The organism is Flavobacterium rhamnosi, from assembly GCF_048286515.1.
Classification (GTDB): Bacteria; Bacteroidota; Bacteroidia; order Flavobacteriales; family Flavobacteriaceae; genus Flavobacterium.
Genome location: NZ_JBLVPS010000004.1, coordinates 17,826 through 33,644, shown reverse-complemented (window position 1 = coordinate 33,644; position 15,819 = coordinate 17,826). Strand labels below are relative to the sequence as shown.

The 15,819-nt window shown below is 33.7% G+C and carries 11 protein-coding genes and 1 tRNA gene; all 12 read left to right on the top strand.

What is annotated here, in order from left to right:
• The first annotated feature begins 6 nt into the window (after positions 1 to 6).
• The 12 genes from mraY to ACNQGN_RS04380 all read left to right on the top strand — a co-directional run bounded on the left by mraY (position 7) and on the right by ACNQGN_RS04380 (position 15,601).
• Positions 7 to 1,236 carry a phospho-N-acetylmuramoyl-pentapeptide-transferase gene (gene mraY, locus ACNQGN_RS04435; protein WP_417986649.1) on the top strand — a complete coding sequence of 410 codons (1,230 nt, stop codon included), beginning with the start codon at positions 7 to 9 and terminating at the stop codon, positions 1,234 to 1,236.
• A 1-nt stretch (position 1,237) separates the two neighbouring features.
• Positions 1,238 to 2,569 carry a UDP-N-acetylmuramoyl-L-alanine--D-glutamate ligase gene (murD, locus tag ACNQGN_RS04430; protein ID WP_417986648.1) on the top strand — a complete coding sequence of 444 codons (1,332 nt, stop codon included), beginning with the start codon at positions 1,238 to 1,240 and terminating at the stop codon, positions 2,567 to 2,569.
• 78 nt (positions 2,570 to 2,647) lie between these two features.
• Positions 2,648 to 3,937, top strand: coding sequence for an FtsW/RodA/SpoVE family cell cycle protein (locus tag ACNQGN_RS04425; protein ID WP_417986647.1), 1,290 nt, complete (start codon positions 2,648 to 2,650; stop codon positions 3,935 to 3,937).
• A gap of 59 nt (positions 3,938 to 3,996) precedes the next feature.
• Positions 3,997 to 5,091 (top strand): undecaprenyldiphospho-muramoylpentapeptide beta-N-acetylglucosaminyltransferase, encoded by a 1,095-nt coding sequence (gene murG / locus ACNQGN_RS04420; RefSeq protein ID WP_417986646.1) that lies wholly within the window; start codon positions 3,997 to 3,999, stop codon positions 5,089 to 5,091.
• Positions 5,092 to 5,121: 30 nt separating this feature from the next.
• Positions 5,122 to 6,471 carry a UDP-N-acetylmuramate--L-alanine ligase gene (gene murC, locus ACNQGN_RS04415; RefSeq protein WP_417986645.1) on the top strand — a complete coding sequence of 450 codons (1,350 nt, stop codon included), beginning with the start codon at positions 5,122 to 5,124 and terminating at the stop codon, positions 6,469 to 6,471.
• Positions 6,458 to 7,180 carry a cell division protein FtsQ/DivIB gene (locus ACNQGN_RS04410; protein ID WP_417986644.1) on the top strand — a complete coding sequence of 241 codons (723 nt, stop codon included), beginning with the start codon at positions 6,458 to 6,460 and terminating at the stop codon, positions 7,178 to 7,180. The genes murC and ACNQGN_RS04410 overlap by 14 nt, the downstream gene beginning before the upstream one ends.
• A gap of 6 nt (positions 7,181 to 7,186) precedes the next feature.
• Positions 7,187 to 8,569, top strand: a complete 1,383-nt coding sequence (gene ftsA / locus ACNQGN_RS04405; RefSeq protein WP_417986643.1) for a cell division protein FtsA — start codon at positions 7,187 to 7,189, stop codon at positions 8,567 to 8,569.
• Between the two features lie 54 nt (positions 8,570 to 8,623).
• A complete protein-coding gene (ftsZ, locus tag ACNQGN_RS04400; RefSeq protein ID WP_417986642.1) occupies positions 8,624 to 10,573 on the top strand; it encodes a cell division protein FtsZ in 1,950 nt (649 codons plus the stop codon).
• 254 nt (positions 10,574 to 10,827) lie between these two features.
• The gene (locus tag ACNQGN_RS04395) at positions 10,828 to 11,277 is read left to right on the top strand and encodes a GatB/YqeY domain-containing protein (protein ID WP_417986641.1); all 450 of its coding nucleotides are present in this window, start codon (positions 10,828 to 10,830) and stop codon (positions 11,275 to 11,277) included.
• A 72-nt stretch (positions 11,278 to 11,349) separates the two neighbouring features.
• Positions 11,350 to 11,423, top strand: a tRNA-Arg gene (locus ACNQGN_RS04390).
• 83 nt (positions 11,424 to 11,506) lie between these two features.
• The gene (locus tag ACNQGN_RS04385; protein WP_417986640.1) at positions 11,507 to 12,310 is read left to right on the top strand and encodes a zinc-dependent peptidase; all 804 of its coding nucleotides are present in this window, start codon (positions 11,507 to 11,509) and stop codon (positions 12,308 to 12,310) included.
• 564 nt (positions 12,311 to 12,874) lie between these two features.
• The gene (locus tag ACNQGN_RS04380) at positions 12,875 to 15,601 is read left to right on the top strand and encodes a hybrid sensor histidine kinase/response regulator transcription factor (protein WP_417986639.1); all 2,727 of its coding nucleotides are present in this window, start codon (positions 12,875 to 12,877) and stop codon (positions 15,599 to 15,601) included.
• The last annotated feature ends 218 nt before the right edge of the window (positions 15,602 to 15,819 follow it).

Sequence of the window (15,819 nt, the reverse complement as noted above, 5' to 3'; positions counted from 1 at the left end):
AAAAATATGCTGTATTACTTATTTGAATATTTAGACAAAATATTAGATGTTCCGGGAACTGGTGTTTTTCAATACATCACTTTTAGGTCAGCATTAGCATTGATGCTTTCGTTGTTATTATCTACAATTTATGGAAAGAGAATAATTCGTTTTCTGCAAAGACAACAAGTGGGGGAAACTGTTCGAGAACTTGGTTTGGCTGGTCAAAACGAAAAGGCAGGTACGCCAACTATGGGTGGACTAATCATCATATTTGCCACTCTGGTTCCTGTTATTCTTTTTGCAAAACTGCATAATATTTACATTGTTTTATTGATTGTTACCACACTTTGGATGGGAACTATTGGTTTTATAGATGATTATATTAAAATTTTCAAAAAAGATAAAGAAGGTTTAAAAGGAATATTCAAAGTTGTTGGACAAGTAGGTCTGGGGCTAATAGTCGGAACTGTCCTTTATTTTAGTCCTGGAGTAACGGTACGTACGGATACTTCTACATCAGATATTTTTAAAGTACCAACGGAAACTGTAATTGTCCCTGCTCCAGTTGAAGAAAAGTCAACGGCAACTACAATTCCTTTCTTTAAAAATAACGAATTTGATTATGCTGAGTTATTGGCATGGACAGGTGAAGGATATGAAAAATGGGCTTGGCTGATTTTTATTCCAGTTGTTATTTTTATCATTACTGCTGTTTCTAACGGTGCCAATTTGACGGATGGTATTGATGGATTAGCTGCAGGTACTTCTGCTGTTTCAGTTCTTGCATTAGGAATATTTACGTTCGTTTCGGGGAATATTATTTTTTCTAATTATTTGAATATAATGTATATCCCAAATTCGGGAGAAATGACTGTTTTTATAGCTGCTTTTGTGGGATCATTGATTGGATTTCTTTGGTATAACTCGTATCCGGCATCAGTTTTTATGGGAGACACAGGAAGTTTGACTATCGGAGGAATTATTGCTGTTTTAGCAATTGCCGTTCGAAAAGAAATGTTAATTCCATTACTATGTGGGATTTTTCTTGTCGAAAATTTGTCAGTTGTTTTACAGGTAAGTTATTTTAAATATACAAAAAAACGCTTTGGCGAAGGCCGAAGAGTATTCTTAATGGCGCCTTTGCATCATCATTATCAGAAAAAAGGCTACCACGAAAGTAAAATAGTAACACGTTTCTGGATTGTTGCCATCATGCTGGCGATATTGTCAATTGTTACTTTAAAATTAAGATAGTATGAGACTAGTAATTTTAGGTGGGGGAGAAAGCGGAGTAGGAACTGCTATTCTGGGTAAGAAAAAAGGATACGATGTTTTTGTTTCTGATTTTGGAAAGATAAAAGAAAATTACAAAGAGGTTCTCGTTATTAATGGAATTACGTGGGAAGAGGCAACGCATACTGAAGATTTGATTTTGAATGCTGATGTGGTCATGAAAAGCCCAGGAATTCCAGATAAATCTCCAATAGTAAAAAAGCTTTTGGCAAATGGAATTCCAGTGCTGTCGGAAATTGAGTTTGCTGCCCCTTTTACAGATGCCACTATAATTGGAATTACGGGAAGTAATGGAAAGACCACCACTACGATGTTAACACATCATTTGCTGAAATCAGCAGGGTTGAATGTTGGATTGGGAGGTAATATTGGAAAGAGTTTCGCCTGGCAAATTGCCGATAATAAATATGATTCCTATGTGTTGGAATTGAGCAGTTTTCAGCTGGATGGGATTGTAAATTTCAAACCACATATTGCTATTATTACGAATATTAGTCCGGATCATTTAGATCGGTATGATTATAAATATGAAAATTATATTGATTCTAAATTTAGAATTACTATGAATCAAACCGAGGAAGATTACCTCATTTATGATGCAGACGACGAGGCCATTGCAGAATGGTTTAAAACACATACAACTAAAGCCAAATTAATTCCTTTTTCCTTGACAAAAACGTTCAGCGAAGGAGCTTATATAAAAAATAACAAAATGGAAATTTCAATCAATCAAGAAGAGTTTACAATGGACACAGAGTATATTGCCTTAGAAGGAAAACATAATATGAAAAACGCAATGGCAGCAACCTCTGTGGCAAAATTGATGCAAATAAGAAAGTCTACAATACGTGAAAGTTTATCCAATTTTCAGGGAGTGGAACATCGTCTTGAAAAAGTGTTGAAAATTCAAAGTGTACAATACATCAATGATTCAAAAGCAACCAATGTAAACGCTACTTTTTTTGCGTTAGACAGCATGAATACGCCCACAGTTTGGATTGTAGGAGGTGTTGATAAAGGAAATGATTACAGCGAATTGATGTCATTAGTTCGTGAGAAAGTGAAAGCTATTATTTGTCTTGGTGTGGATAACAAAAAAATTATAGACGTTTTTGGTAATGTGGTTGACATGATGATTGAAGTTGACAATATGAGCGATGCTGTGAGAATGGCGCAGCGGTTATCAGAAAAAGGAGATACAGTATTGTTGTCGCCCGCTTGTGCTAGTTTTGATTTATTTGAAAACTATGAGGACAGAGGGAATCAGTTCAAGCAAGCCGTTAAGAATTTATAAAAAAAAGTTTTATTTGTTTAGATTTTAAGGCCCCCCAACCTTAGGTTTAAATAAATAAAACTTTAAACAAATAGTAAGATGAAACAACTAGTTAACAGTTTAAAAGGAGATAAAGGAATTTGGTCATTCGTGGCCTTATTAGCCTTGTTCTCGTTTATGCCTGTTTTTAGTGCGAGTAGTAATTTGGCTTATTTAGGTCAGGGAAATGGAAACACACTAGGGTATCTGGTAAAACATTTAGCACATATTTGTATTGGTTTCTCCATTATTTATTGGGTTCATAAAGTGCCGTATCATTATTTCAGAGCCATTTCTAAAGTAGGATTGCCGGTTGTCTGGATATTATTAGCGTACACATTAATAAAGGGAACCGTTATTGCAGGTGCCAATGCCAGTCGATGGATTCAGGTGCCTTTTATTGGAATTACTTTCCAAACATCCACATTGGCGTCAATGGTGCTATTTATATTTGTAGCGCGTTATTTGTCAAAAACAAGAGAAGAACCAGTTACATTCAAATCTTCTTTATGGGAACTTTGGGTTCCGGTATTTGTAACTTTAATGTTTATTTTGCCAGCTAATTTTTCTACAACAGCATTGATTTTTTCTATGATTTTAATGCTAACGTTTATTGGAAAATATCCGTTAAAATATATTGCTGCTATAGTAGGTTCCGGAATAATATTTCTTGCTTTTTTTATTCTGCTCGCCAAAGCCTTTCCAGATTCTAGGTTTTTTAGCAGAGTAGGAACTTGGGGGAACAGAATCGAAAATTTTACTACTGACAAACCTGATGAAGATGATTACCAAATAGAAAAAGCTAAAATTGCTATTGCCTCTGGCAAAATTTATGGATTAGGTCCAGGTAAAAGTGTTCAAAAGAATTTTTTACCGCAATCTTCTTCTGATTTTATTTATGCTATAATTGTTGAAGAGTACGGTCTTTTAGGAGGTTTGGGTGTCCTTGCATTGTATTTATTATTATTGTTTCGATTTGTTATCGCTTCACACAAAGCCAATACTTTGTTTGGAAAATTAGTGGTTATAGGATTAGGTTTTCCCATGATATTCCAAGCGATGATTAATATGGCTGTTGCCGTTGAATTGTTGCCCGTTACCGGGCAAACATTGCCTTTAATCAGTAGTGGGGGTAGTTCTATTTGGATGACCTGTTTCGCACTTGGAATTATCATAAGCGTAACTAAGAAAGAGGAAGAAATAGCTCAGGAATTAAAAGATACGGCCAAACGAGAAGAAGCCCTTCGAAAGCTAATCGACAGGGAATTAGGAGAGGAAGATCTGATAGCGGAAGATTATTCTATTGAGGACAAAGCGAAGAATCCAATGCATGCAGTTTTGAATAAGTAATCGTTTTTCAGAGCAAAAGTAATTTATTAAATACTTAGGAACTCAGTAACTTTAAAAAAATGAAACAGTATAAATTCATATTAAGCGGTGGCGGAACAGGAGGACATATCTATCCGGCAATTGCGATTGCCAATGAATTGAAATCTCGTTTTCCTGATGCTGAAATTCTTTTTGTAGGGGCCAATAATAAAATGGAAATGCAAAAAGTGCCTCAGGCGGGCTATAAAATCAAAGGGCTTTGGATAGCAGGATTACAGCGAAGACTGACATTTGATAATGCGCTGTTTCCTATAAAATTAATTTCAAGTTTATTAAAATCCAGAACCATAATAAGGGATTTTAAGCCGGATGTTGTTATTGGAACCGGAGGTTTTGCCAGTGGTCCATTATTGCAGGTAGCTGGGATTGCAAGTATTCCAACAGTAATTCAGGAGCAAAATTCATATCCTGGAATCACCAATAAATTATTGAGTAAAAAAGCAAGCAAAATTTGTGTTGCTTATGAACATTTAGAACGTTTTTTTCCAAAAGAGAAAATGATTTTGACTGGAAACCCAGTTCGCCAGGATTTGATAGATATCGAGAGCAAGAGAGCGGAAGCAATCCAATATTTTAATTTAGACTCTAAAAAGAAAACATTATTGGTTCTTGGAGGAAGTCTTGGAGCGAGAAGAGTAAATCAATTAATTGAAAAAGAATTGGCAAATATTCTTTCTCAAAATGTACAGGTGATTTGGCAATGTGGGAAATTATATTTAGATGATTATAAAAAATACAACAAAGATAATGTACAGGTAGTAGCATTCATTGAAAGAATGGATTTAGTGTATGCCGCTGCAGATATAATTATTTCTCGTGCAGGTGCATCATCAGTTTCGGAATTGTCTATTGTTGGGAAACCAGTGATTTTTATTCCGTCACCTAATGTAGCTGAGGATCATCAAACTAAAAATGCGCAAGCCATTGTAGATAAAAAAGGTGCATTAATGCTCAAAGAATCGGAGCTTGAATCTCAATTTGGCCTTGTTTTTGAAGCCTTGGTGAAAGATCAGGGGAAACAAAACCAGTTGAGTGAAAACATCAAACAATTGGCCATGCCAGAAGCGACAAAACAAATTGTTGATGAGATTGTGAAGCTGATTAAAAAGAAATAGAAAGATAATAGCGATAAGACTGAAAATAATATGAACTTAAATCAAATACATAACGTCTATTTTATAGGAATTGGAGGAATCGGAATGAGTAATCTGGCTCGTTATTTCAAAAATTTAGGAAAACAGGTTTCTGGTTATGATAAAACACCTTCTGCTCTTACAAATGAGTTAATAGAAAGCGGAATTTCAATTCATTTTGAAGACAGTATTGATTTAATTCCGAAGGATTTTTATGTCGAAAATACGTTGGTGATTATCACGCCAGCAGTTCCGAAAGCACATTCAGAATGGAATTACTTCCTGGAAAGAGATTTTCAAGTTAAAAAAAGAGCTGAAGTTTTAGGAATCATCACAAAAGACACATTTTGTTTTGCGGTTGCCGGAACGCATGGAAAAACCACTACTTCAAGTATTTTAGGACATATTTTGTATGAAAGTGGTGCAGATGTTACCGCTTTTATTGGTGGAATTGTCGAAAATTACAATTCGAATTTAATAGGCAGTGGTAAGACAGTTACCGTTGTTGAAGCGGATGAATTTGATCGTTCGTTTTTGCATTTACATCCTAATATTGCATGTATTACATCAATGGATGCGGATCATTTGGATATTTATGGAACCAGCGAAGCAATAGAAGCATCCTTTATTGAATTTGCCTCTAAAGTAGAAGATAAAAGCAAGCTTTTTATAACGAAAGAATTACCACTAGAAGGTATAACATGTGCTGTAAATGAAGATGCTGTTTTTAAAGCTTTTAATGTTAGAATAGGAAATGGCAGTTATGTTTTTGATGTACAAACACCTACCGAAGTAATTAAAGATTTGAATTTCGGATTACCGGGAAAACATAATTTAATGAATGCTTTAATGGCTATCGCAATGGCAGATATATTCGGCACCCCAACCGATGCCATTGCAAAAGCCATAGCATCATTCAAAGGAATAAAAAGAAGATTTTCCTATCAGATTAAAACTGAAAAGTTAGTTTATGTTGATGATTATGCACATCACCCAACGGAGATAAATGCAGTACATCAGGCAGTTACCGAATTGTATCCGAACCAAAAAGTTTTGGCTATTTTTCAACCACATTTATTCAGTAGAACTAGAGATTTTGCTGATGATTTTGCCAAAAGTTTATCTGCTTTTGATGATGTTATTTTATTAGATATTTATCCTGCCCGTGAATTGCCAATGGAAGGTATAAATTCGCAATGGCTGATGGATAAAATGACCAACAAGAAGAAACAAATAGTTGCTAAAAGCGATCTGATTCCAGTAATTTTAGCAAGCAAAGCTACTGTTATCGTAACTATAGGAGCGGGAGATATTGGAGAATTAGTACCATCCATAAAAAAAGCGATAAATGAGACTCTTTAATTGGACAAATATTCGATTATTACTGATGTTTGTATTGGTGATTTTTCTGTTTTCATTTACTTCAAATCGAAATGAAAAGAGAAAATTGTCTAAATCTGTCGTTGTTTTTGTAGGAGATAACGCTCCTTTTGTTAAGCAAGAAACGGTTAATAAATTGTTAATAGAAAATAAAAGAGATGCATCAGGCATTGAAAAAGTTAAATTAGATTTGAATAAGCTGGAGAGAAATCTGAATGCGCAAGAAATGATTGAAAAATCGGACGTGTTTGTTAGTATTGATGGTGTATTGAAAGCAGTAGTAAAACAAAAAACTCCTATAGCTAGAGTTTTTGACAAAGGGAGGTCTTTTTATATTGATTACGAAGGGAATAGAATGCCATTGTCAACTAATTTTACAGCGAGAGTTCCACTTGTATCTGGGGGGGTAAATAAAAAAAATAACGAAGATTTAGCCGATTTATTTCGCACAATCTATGACGATGCGTTTTTGAAAAAAAACATTATCGGAATTGAAATTATGCCGAACGGAAGCTTAAAAATGCTCAATAGAAATTTTGATTATCAAATTGATTTTGGTAGAATGATAAATGTAGAGCGAAAATTTAAGAATTATAAAGCTTTTTTTCAAAAAGCGGTTTTAGATAGTTCGTTGTATAAGTATAAAAAAATTGATCTCCGATTTACGGAACAAGTAGTTTGCACTAAATAATAGATAATGGAAAAAGAGAATATTGCAGTAGGTCTAGATATTGGGACAACTAAAATAGTTGCCATGATAGGCAAGAAGAATGAATATGGGAAACTGGAAATTTTAGGTGTAGGGAAATCTAAGAGTTTAGGTGTGGCTAGAGGCGTTGTAAATAACATCACTCAAACTATACAGTCGATACAACAAGCGATACAAGAAGCTGAAAATAATTCAGGCTATAAAATAAAGGATGTAGTAGTAGGGATTGCGGGTCAACATATTCGTAGTATTCAGCATACAGATTATATAAGCAGAAACAATCCAGAGGAGGTTATTGGAGGAAACGATATTCAACTTTTGATTGACCAAGTAAATAAATTGGCGATGTTGCCTGGTGAAGAAATAATACATGTCTTGCCGCAAGAGTTTAAAATTGACGGGCAATCTGAAATCAAAGAGCCTATAGGGATGTATGGGGGAAGGTTAGAGTCTAGTTTTCATGTTGTAGTAGGGCAAGCCTCATCAATACGTAATGTAGGCAGATGCATTCAAAGTTCAGGAATCGAATTGTCCGGTTTGACATTGGAACCATTGGCCTCTGCAGATGCCGTTTTAAGTCAGGAAGAAAAAGAAGCAGGAGTTGCACTTATCGATATAGGCGGTGGAACTACAGATCTGGCCATTTTCAAAGATGGTATTATTCGCCATACGGCTGTCATACCTTTTGGTGGAAATGTTATTACAGATGATATTAAAGAAGGGTGCTCTATAATTGAAAAACAAGCTGAATTATTGAAAGTTAAATTTGGATCTGCTTGGCCAGGAGAAAATAAAGACAACGAGATTGTTTCAATTCCGGGATTAAGAGGTAGAGAGCCAAAAGAAATTTCTTTGAAAAATTTATCTAAAATTATTCATGCTCGTGTTGTAGAGATTATTGATCAGGTTTTTACGGAAGTAAAAGCTTATGGACATGAAGATCCTCGTAAAAAATTAATCGCGGGAATCGTACTTACTGGTGGTGGAGCTCAATTGAAACACATCAAGCAGTTAGTGGAATACATAACAGGAATGGATACCAGAATTGGATATCCAAACGAGCACTTGGCTGGAAATTCAGATGAGGAGATCTCAAGTCCTTTGTATGCTACTGCAGTAGGTTTGGTCATGAATAGTATTGAAAATAATACTCAGAGTGCTGTGAGAATGGACGCGATTGAACAACCAAAGGCACCAGTTTACAGACAGCCAATAGTTCAGGCGCCAGTGATTGAGGTTTCAGAAGAGGAAGTTGATGAAGAGGCAAGAAGCACTAGTGAAAAACAGAATTCGACAGTAAACAGAATTCAAAGAAATTTCTTCGATCGTTATGTTGATAAGATTAAAGATTTCTTAGATAATGCAGAATAAGGGCAGTGCCCAAAAAATACAATAAGTAATAATAAATATCAAAAACCAAATAAAATGATGAGCAACTCAGAATTTGGAAGTATTTCATTTGATTTACCAAAGAACCAATCAAATGTAATAAAAGTTATTGGTGTAGGTGGAGGCGGAAGTAACGCCATAAATCACATGTTTAAACAAGGGATTAAGGGCGTAGATTTCATCGTATGTAATACGGATTCTCAGGCCTTACAAAACAGTTCTGTACCTAATAAAATACAGTTAGGAGTACATTTAACGGAGGGACTTGGTGCTGGAGCTAACCCAGATGTTGGACAACAATCAGCTATAGAAAGTATTTCTGATATTGAAAAAATGTTGGATGTTAATACTAAAATGGTATTTATCACTGCCGGAATGGGTGGTGGAACGGGAACTGGTGCTGCACCAGTAATTGCACAATTAGCTAAAGAAAGAGATATTCTTACTGTAGGAATTGTGACATTACCTTTCTTATTTGAAGGTAAAGTGCGTCAGGAACAAGCCTTAATTGGTATTGAAAAATTACGTAAACAAGTCGATTCTTTAATTGTTATCAATAATAACAAATTAAGAGAGGTTTATGGGAATCTTGGTTTTAAAGCTGGGTTTTCAAAAGCAGATGAAGTTTTGGCGACAGCCTCAAGAGGAATTGCTGAAGTAATTACGCATCACTATACCCAAAATATCGATTTAAGAGATGCTAAAACAGTATTGTTTAATAGCGGAACGGCTATTATGGGATCTTCTGTTTCTTCAGGTGAAAATAGAGCTAAGGAAGCGATTGTTGCCGCTTTAGATTCTCCTTTGTTAAATGATAATAAAATCACAGGTGCCAAAAACGTATTGTTGCTTATCGTTTCTGGAACTAACGAAATTACAATTGACGAAATTGGAGAAATCAATGACCACATTCAAATCGAGGCAGGTCATAATGCAAATATTATCATGGGGGTTGGTGAAGACGAATCTCTAGGTGATGCAATTGCAGTAACAATTATCGCAACAGGTTTTGATATTGAACAACAAAATGGAATCGTAAACACTGAGCCTAAAAAAATAATTCATACACTGGAAGACGAGCAAAGAAGTGTGCACAATCTAACTAATAGAACTGTGGCTGGATTTGATTCCAATACAGAATCACCGATTTCTAATTCAGGTGAAAGAATTGTTTTCGATTTATTAGAAGATATTGTAGTTGCACCTGAACCGGTTGTAACCGCACAAGCTCCGACAATAAATAAAGAAGAATTGATAGTTATGTCTGAATTTATTAAAAACTTAGATGTGACTTTCGAAATTGTTTCTCCTATCACTGATATTGATTTTACGATCACTTCGCCAGTTGCCGAAGTTAAAGAAGTAAAAGCGGTGCAGCCAAAAGTTATTGAAAGACAAGAACAAACTACTTTCTCCTTTGATTTGCCACTTTTCAAAACAGAGCCGGTAGCACAAGTGGAAGAAACCAAAGTTTTGTTTGAATTATCAAATGAAACGCGTGATATTAAGGTAAATGAGGCAGTTCAATTTGTTCCGGTAACGGAATTGACGGATAATGGAATCATTAAATATTCTCTTGAAGAATACATGGAGCCTGAGAATGATTTCATGACTAAGCCAGTTGTGAAAACTCCAGAAGTTGTTATTCCTGCGGAGTTGAATATCACCATGAAACAAGTAAGTCCATCAGTAAATACACCTGTTGACTTTGATGCCATTTCTCCTACGGAAATGACTATTGAAGAATCACTGCGAATGAGAGCTGATGAAAGAAGAAAAAAATTAAAAGAATTCAATTACAAGTTTCATAATAATGTTTCTAAAATTGATGAATATGAAAAAGAACCTGCTTACAAGAGATTAGGAATAGATATATCAAATAACCAGGCCAATAATACTAATTCTAGAATTTCTGTGGGGACAGACAGTAACAATGATTTACAGTTGCGTTCTAATAACTCTTACCTACATGATAACGTAGACTAACTAACTCAAACCAAAATGAGATGGCCCGAAAATTCAATTTAATTTTCGGGTTATTTTTTTGTGAGGTGAGAAGAAAGCAATCTATTGTTAATTCCAGTAAATTTCTTTAAATTTGTCGGGCCTTAATGTAGCTTTAGTTTCAAGTTTTTTCTCCAAAAAAGTTTTTTCACTATCATGATGGGGTATTTAAAAAGTAATCAGTTTACACTATTCAGTTTTAAGATTGAACAGCAAATTAAAATTAAATTATTATTATGAGTTTATCAGTACAAATCATGGACGAAATGAAAACCGCCATGAGAGCCAAAGATACAGTTGCATTAGAAGCTTTAAGAGCTATTAAATCTGAAATCCTATTGGCTCAGACAGCGACAGGGTCTAAGGAAGAAATCACCGCAGAAGACGAAATAAAATTGCTTCAAAAATTAGTAAAAACTCGTAAGGATAGCGCTAAAATTTTCACTGAACAAAATCGTTTGGATTTGGCTGAACCGGAATTGGCTCAAATCGCAGTAATTGAAAAGTTCTTGCCAGCACAATTAAGCGAGGCAGAAGTAGAAGCAGTAATTGCAAAAATCATTGCAGAAACGGGGGCTTCAGGTATTGCTTCAATGGGAAAAGTTATGGGACTAGCTGCTGCACAATTAGGTGGAACTGCTGAAGGGAAAACCATTTCGACAATAGTGAAAAAATTATTGACATAAAAAAAGATTGATAATTAACGATTTTACTTCATAGATCTTAAATTGTTAATTAACAATCTAAACAAGTATAATGACTGCGTAGTTCAACTGGATAGAATATCAGATTTCGACTCTGAGGGTTGCAGGTTCGAACCCTGCCGTGGTCACGAATAAGTAAAAATACTCCAAAATAATTTCAAGCGAACTTGATTATTTTGGAGTATTTTTGTTTTAATAGAAGACAAAAAATATGACAGGACAATTTTTTATTTACGTATTGTTTGGGGCATTACTTCTTCTAATAATTATTTTTAGGGTTCTGGAACCTTCCTACCTTTTACTATTCAATAAGCCACTTTATATTCATTGGTATCCTTTTTCAAAAAAATTAAAATTAAATCAGCGTCAAGTTTTGCTAAAAGAATTTCCGTTTTATAATAGGCTTTCCCCTAAGAGGAAAATGTATTTTGAACATCGGGTAAAAGGGTTTATTGAGAACTATCAGTTTATAGGTAACGAAATTGTCATTACGGACCAGATGCGAATGCTAATTGCCGGAACGTATGTAATGTTGACTTTTGGAATGAGAAATTATCTTGTGGGTTTGTTAGACAAAATAATTATTTATCCATCTAGTTACTATTCCACTGTAAATCAGGAATATCATAAGGGAGAATTTAATCCTAGAATGAAAACAATAGTTTTTTCATGGGAAGATTTCTTATTGGGACATTCAACATCAAATGATAATATTAACCTTGGTTTACATGAATTTTCTCATGTTTTGCATTTTTATTGTTTGAAAAGTAATGATCCAAGTGCCATTATCTTTTTTGATGAATTCAATGAAGTAATAAAATATTATACAGATAAAAATTTAAATATCGAGTTACAGCAAAAAGGCTATTTTAGGCGATATGCCTTTGAAAATCAATTTGAATTTTTATCGGTAGTCCTAGAACATTTTTTTGAAACACCTCCTATTTTTAAAGCAACGCATCCTGAATTATACAGGCATGTTGCTAAAATGATTAATTTTAAGGATGAATATTAAAGTACGAAAGAAGCCTTGGCTACAATGAGGTTTGCTATGACGGTACTTGTATTTGAGAGACGATAGGAGTTTGAAATCGAAGGTTCTCAATTCTAGATCTTACCTTTAGAGAAATTGACTGCATTGGATTGTGCCAATGAAATCAAAATTTTTTTAAATAATTTTTACTTTGGGCCATAACTTCGATACATCCCGTTGTTGTTTTTTATGGATTAAATCTTTTAGTTTTTTATCTTTAGTAAGTACTTTTCTAACAAAAACGGACTTTAACTTGCTAAAAAGAAAATCATTATGTAAAATGAAATAATAATGCCATATTTTTATATATTTGTCTAAAATTGTAAAAAATCATTTGATATTTAAAAAGAAAATGATACTAACTCTACAAAAAATAGTAATTACTACACGATCGAAATTACAATAAATCAGTACGTATTTTTGAAACTTAAATTAAGTCTATACTAACTGCGAAAATTATTTTATAGCTTATGGCTGCAGGAATCAATTGTAACGGCAAATTGATTTTTGGTCCGAATAACGTATACTTATTTTTATAAATTAACCATGAATTCTATGTTAAGAGGGACCAGTCTCATACTATTATTAATTTTTGCAGCTATACTAAATTCCTGTAATTCATCAGAAAGCGATAAAGAAAAAATTTCTATTGGATTTTCACAAAGCGTTGATGACGATATTTGGAGAACATCAATGAACCATGCTATGGAGGTAGAAACTTCACTTCATCCAGAGGCTAGCCTGACAATTTATAATGCAAATCGCCAACCCAAAAAACAGATTCGTGATATTGAAAAATTTATCGAAAATAAAGTAGATGTCATCATAGTTTCTCCTTTTGAATCGGATTCTATCGTTCCGGTAATAGAAAAAGCCAAGTCCAAGGGTATACCGGTAATCGTAGTTGATAGAAAAGTAAATACCACTAATTACACCGCATATTTAGGAGCAGATAATATTGAGGTAGGACGAATTGCTGGGAAACACATTGTTTCATTATCTAAAGGGCGTGCAAATGTGATTCAAATTTATGGAGATTTAACTACATCGCCTGGTCTGGAAAGAAGCTTGGGGTTTAAACAGGTTGTTAAACAATATCCGGGTATTAAAGTTTTTGACCTCGACTCAGATGACTTTGGACATCCAAAACCGAATTATGTAAAGCTATTAGATAGCTTGCCTAATATTGACTACGTATACGCCTTTAATGATTTAATTGCATATAATGCATGGAAAATTGCCAAGGGAAAAGGTTTAGAAAAAAAAATAAAATTTATAGGGGTAGATGGACTTAACGGACCTTTCGGAGGGATACAATTTGTTAAGGATAAAATATTAGAAGCAACTGTTTTATATCCAACAGGAGGAAGTGAATCCATAAGATTGGCTTTGAGAATAGCCAATCAAGAAATTGTTCCTAAAAATAATAAACTTAACACGATATTGATAGATTCGCTTAACGCGGATATAATGAGCAATCAATTTGATAAAATTACAATTCAACAATCTGATATTGAGCAGCAACAAAAGATTATTAATGATCAGGAAAAGAAATATTCGACCAGGAGTAATCTTCTGAAACTTTTAATTGGGTTATTTGCGATCGTGCTAAGTTTAGCGGTATATAATATTTATTCTGGAATAACTATTCGTCGTAAGAAGAAAGAATTGGAAGAGACAAATAAAAAAGTTGTCAGTCAAAGAAATGAAATTGAAAAATTTTCTGAAGAACTAAAACTAAGTAATGAAGCGCGGCTTAATTTTTTTACAGGTTTGTCTCATGAATTCAAAACGCCGTTGACTTTGATATTGAATTCCATAGAATCTTTGGGAAGTGAATTTAAGAATAAAGGAGCTACCGTGAATAAAGAGGTTAATCTGATGTATAATAACTCGAGAAGGTTACTCAGATTAATTAATCAATTATTGGACTATAGAAAAACAGAGGATCAAAAATTTACTTTGAGAGCATCAAAAACTAATATTTTAGATTTTTCGAATAGTATTATTAGTGATTTTTATAGAGAAGCAAAGAAAAGAAATATTGATTTTTCATTGACAACAGACAAACCGGAACTGGAAGTTTATATAGATCGAAATCTAATGGATAAAGTTTATTTTAATTTGTTATCCAATGCCTTTAAATTCACTCCTGAAAAGGGTAAAATTTCGATTGCAATAAAAGAAGATAAACACAATAGTACCGTTAAGATTTACTTTAAAGATTCGGGTATAGGGATTCCGGAAAATGAGCTGAAGGAGGTTTTTAATGCTTTTTATCAAGGTTCAAACAATTACAGAAATAGTTCTGGAATAGGACTTCATTTATCAAAAAGTTTTGTCGAACTGCACAAAGGGAAGATAGAAATTAATTCAAAAAATGGAGCAGAATTTATAATTACATTACAGTTAGGAAAAGAGCATCTTGATGAAAAGGATATAATAAAAGAGCCAATTCTGGATTTTGTTCATGAGCCGGATTATCTGGATTCAGAGTTTATTCAAAGTGTCGAACCCAAAAACACCGAAGATAAATATTCGATTCTGTATATAGAGGACAGTAAGGAGCTTTTAGACTTTGTGTCTCATAAATTCTCAGCGGAATATACTTTTTTTGCATCTGATGGTACCAATGCAATTGAAAGAGCATTGGAGTTAGTTCCAGATATTATTATCTGTGATTTGAATTTGCCTGAAAAGAATGGTTTTCAAATTTGTGAAATACTCAAGAAAGATTTAAGAACGTCGCATATTCCTATTATAATGCTAACCGCTTCAGATGATCAGGAATCCTATTTAAAAGCTTTGGAAAGTGGGGCTGATATCTTTTTGACAAAACCTTTCAATTTAAAAGTACTGGCGCAATCGATAAAAGGATTACTCTTTAATAGAGAGAAACTACGGTTTTATTATACCAATAATATTTTAAATATTGAGGATGGTGATTTTGGTGCTTCGGAACAAGATTTTCTAAGAAAGTTAAATGATTTTATTGAAAAAAACTTAGATAATTCTGCCTATACTGTTGAAGATCTTGCGCGAAGTTTAACTATTTCGAGGGTACAACTGTATCGAAAAGTGAAAGCTATTTTAGGAATTAGTGTCAGTGATCACATTAATAACAGACGATTAGATAAATCAAAAGAGTTGCTGAAAAAGTCAGATTTAAACATTTCAGAAATTGCATATGCAGTTGGTTTCTCATCGCCGAATTATTTTTCCACCTCTTTCAAGAATAAATTTGGAGTTTCGCCGAAAGAATATAAAATTTAAAAACAGCTGTTTTGTGTTATTGATTTACATTGATTTAAAAACCGGAAATGGGATAAAACAAATTGTAAAATAATGTATATTTGTTTAATACTTTAAAATATCATTTGACATTTAATATAAAAATGATATCTGATATCTGCAAAAAAAAACTAATTGTCAATGCAATTGGATACATTCATAAGTCTGAAAACCTATTTTAAAACTTTATAGAAATAGTG

Coding starts and splice junctions, on each gene's coding strand:
- ACNQGN_RS04425 (WP_417986647.1), top strand. CDS start 2,648: ATGAAACAACTAGTTAACAGTTTAAAAGGAGATAAAGGAATTTGGTCA.
- ACNQGN_RS04385 (WP_417986640.1), top strand. CDS start 11,507: ATGACAGGACAATTTTTTATTTACGTATTGTTTGGGGCATTACTTCTT.
- ACNQGN_RS04395 (WP_417986641.1), top strand. CDS start 10,828: ATGAGTTTATCAGTACAAATCATGGACGAAATGAAAACCGCCATGAGA.
- ACNQGN_RS04410 (WP_417986644.1), top strand. CDS start 6,458: ATGAGACTCTTTAATTGGACAAATATTCGATTATTACTGATGTTTGTA.
- ftsZ (WP_417986642.1), top strand. CDS start 8,624: ATGATGAGCAACTCAGAATTTGGAAGTATTTCATTTGATTTACCAAAG.
- murD (WP_417986648.1), top strand. CDS start 1,238: ATGAGACTAGTAATTTTAGGTGGGGGAGAAAGCGGAGTAGGAACTGCT.
- ftsA (WP_417986643.1), top strand. CDS start 7,187: ATGGAAAAAGAGAATATTGCAGTAGGTCTAGATATTGGGACAACTAAA.
- ACNQGN_RS04380 (WP_417986639.1), top strand. CDS start 12,875: ATGAATTCTATGTTAAGAGGGACCAGTCTCATACTATTATTAATTTTT.
- murC (WP_417986645.1), top strand. CDS start 5,122: ATGAACTTAAATCAAATACATAACGTCTATTTTATAGGAATTGGAGGA.
- mraY (WP_417986649.1), top strand. CDS start 7: ATGCTGTATTACTTATTTGAATATTTAGACAAAATATTAGATGTTCCG.
- murG (WP_417986646.1), top strand. CDS start 3,997: ATGAAACAGTATAAATTCATATTAAGCGGTGGCGGAACAGGAGGACAT.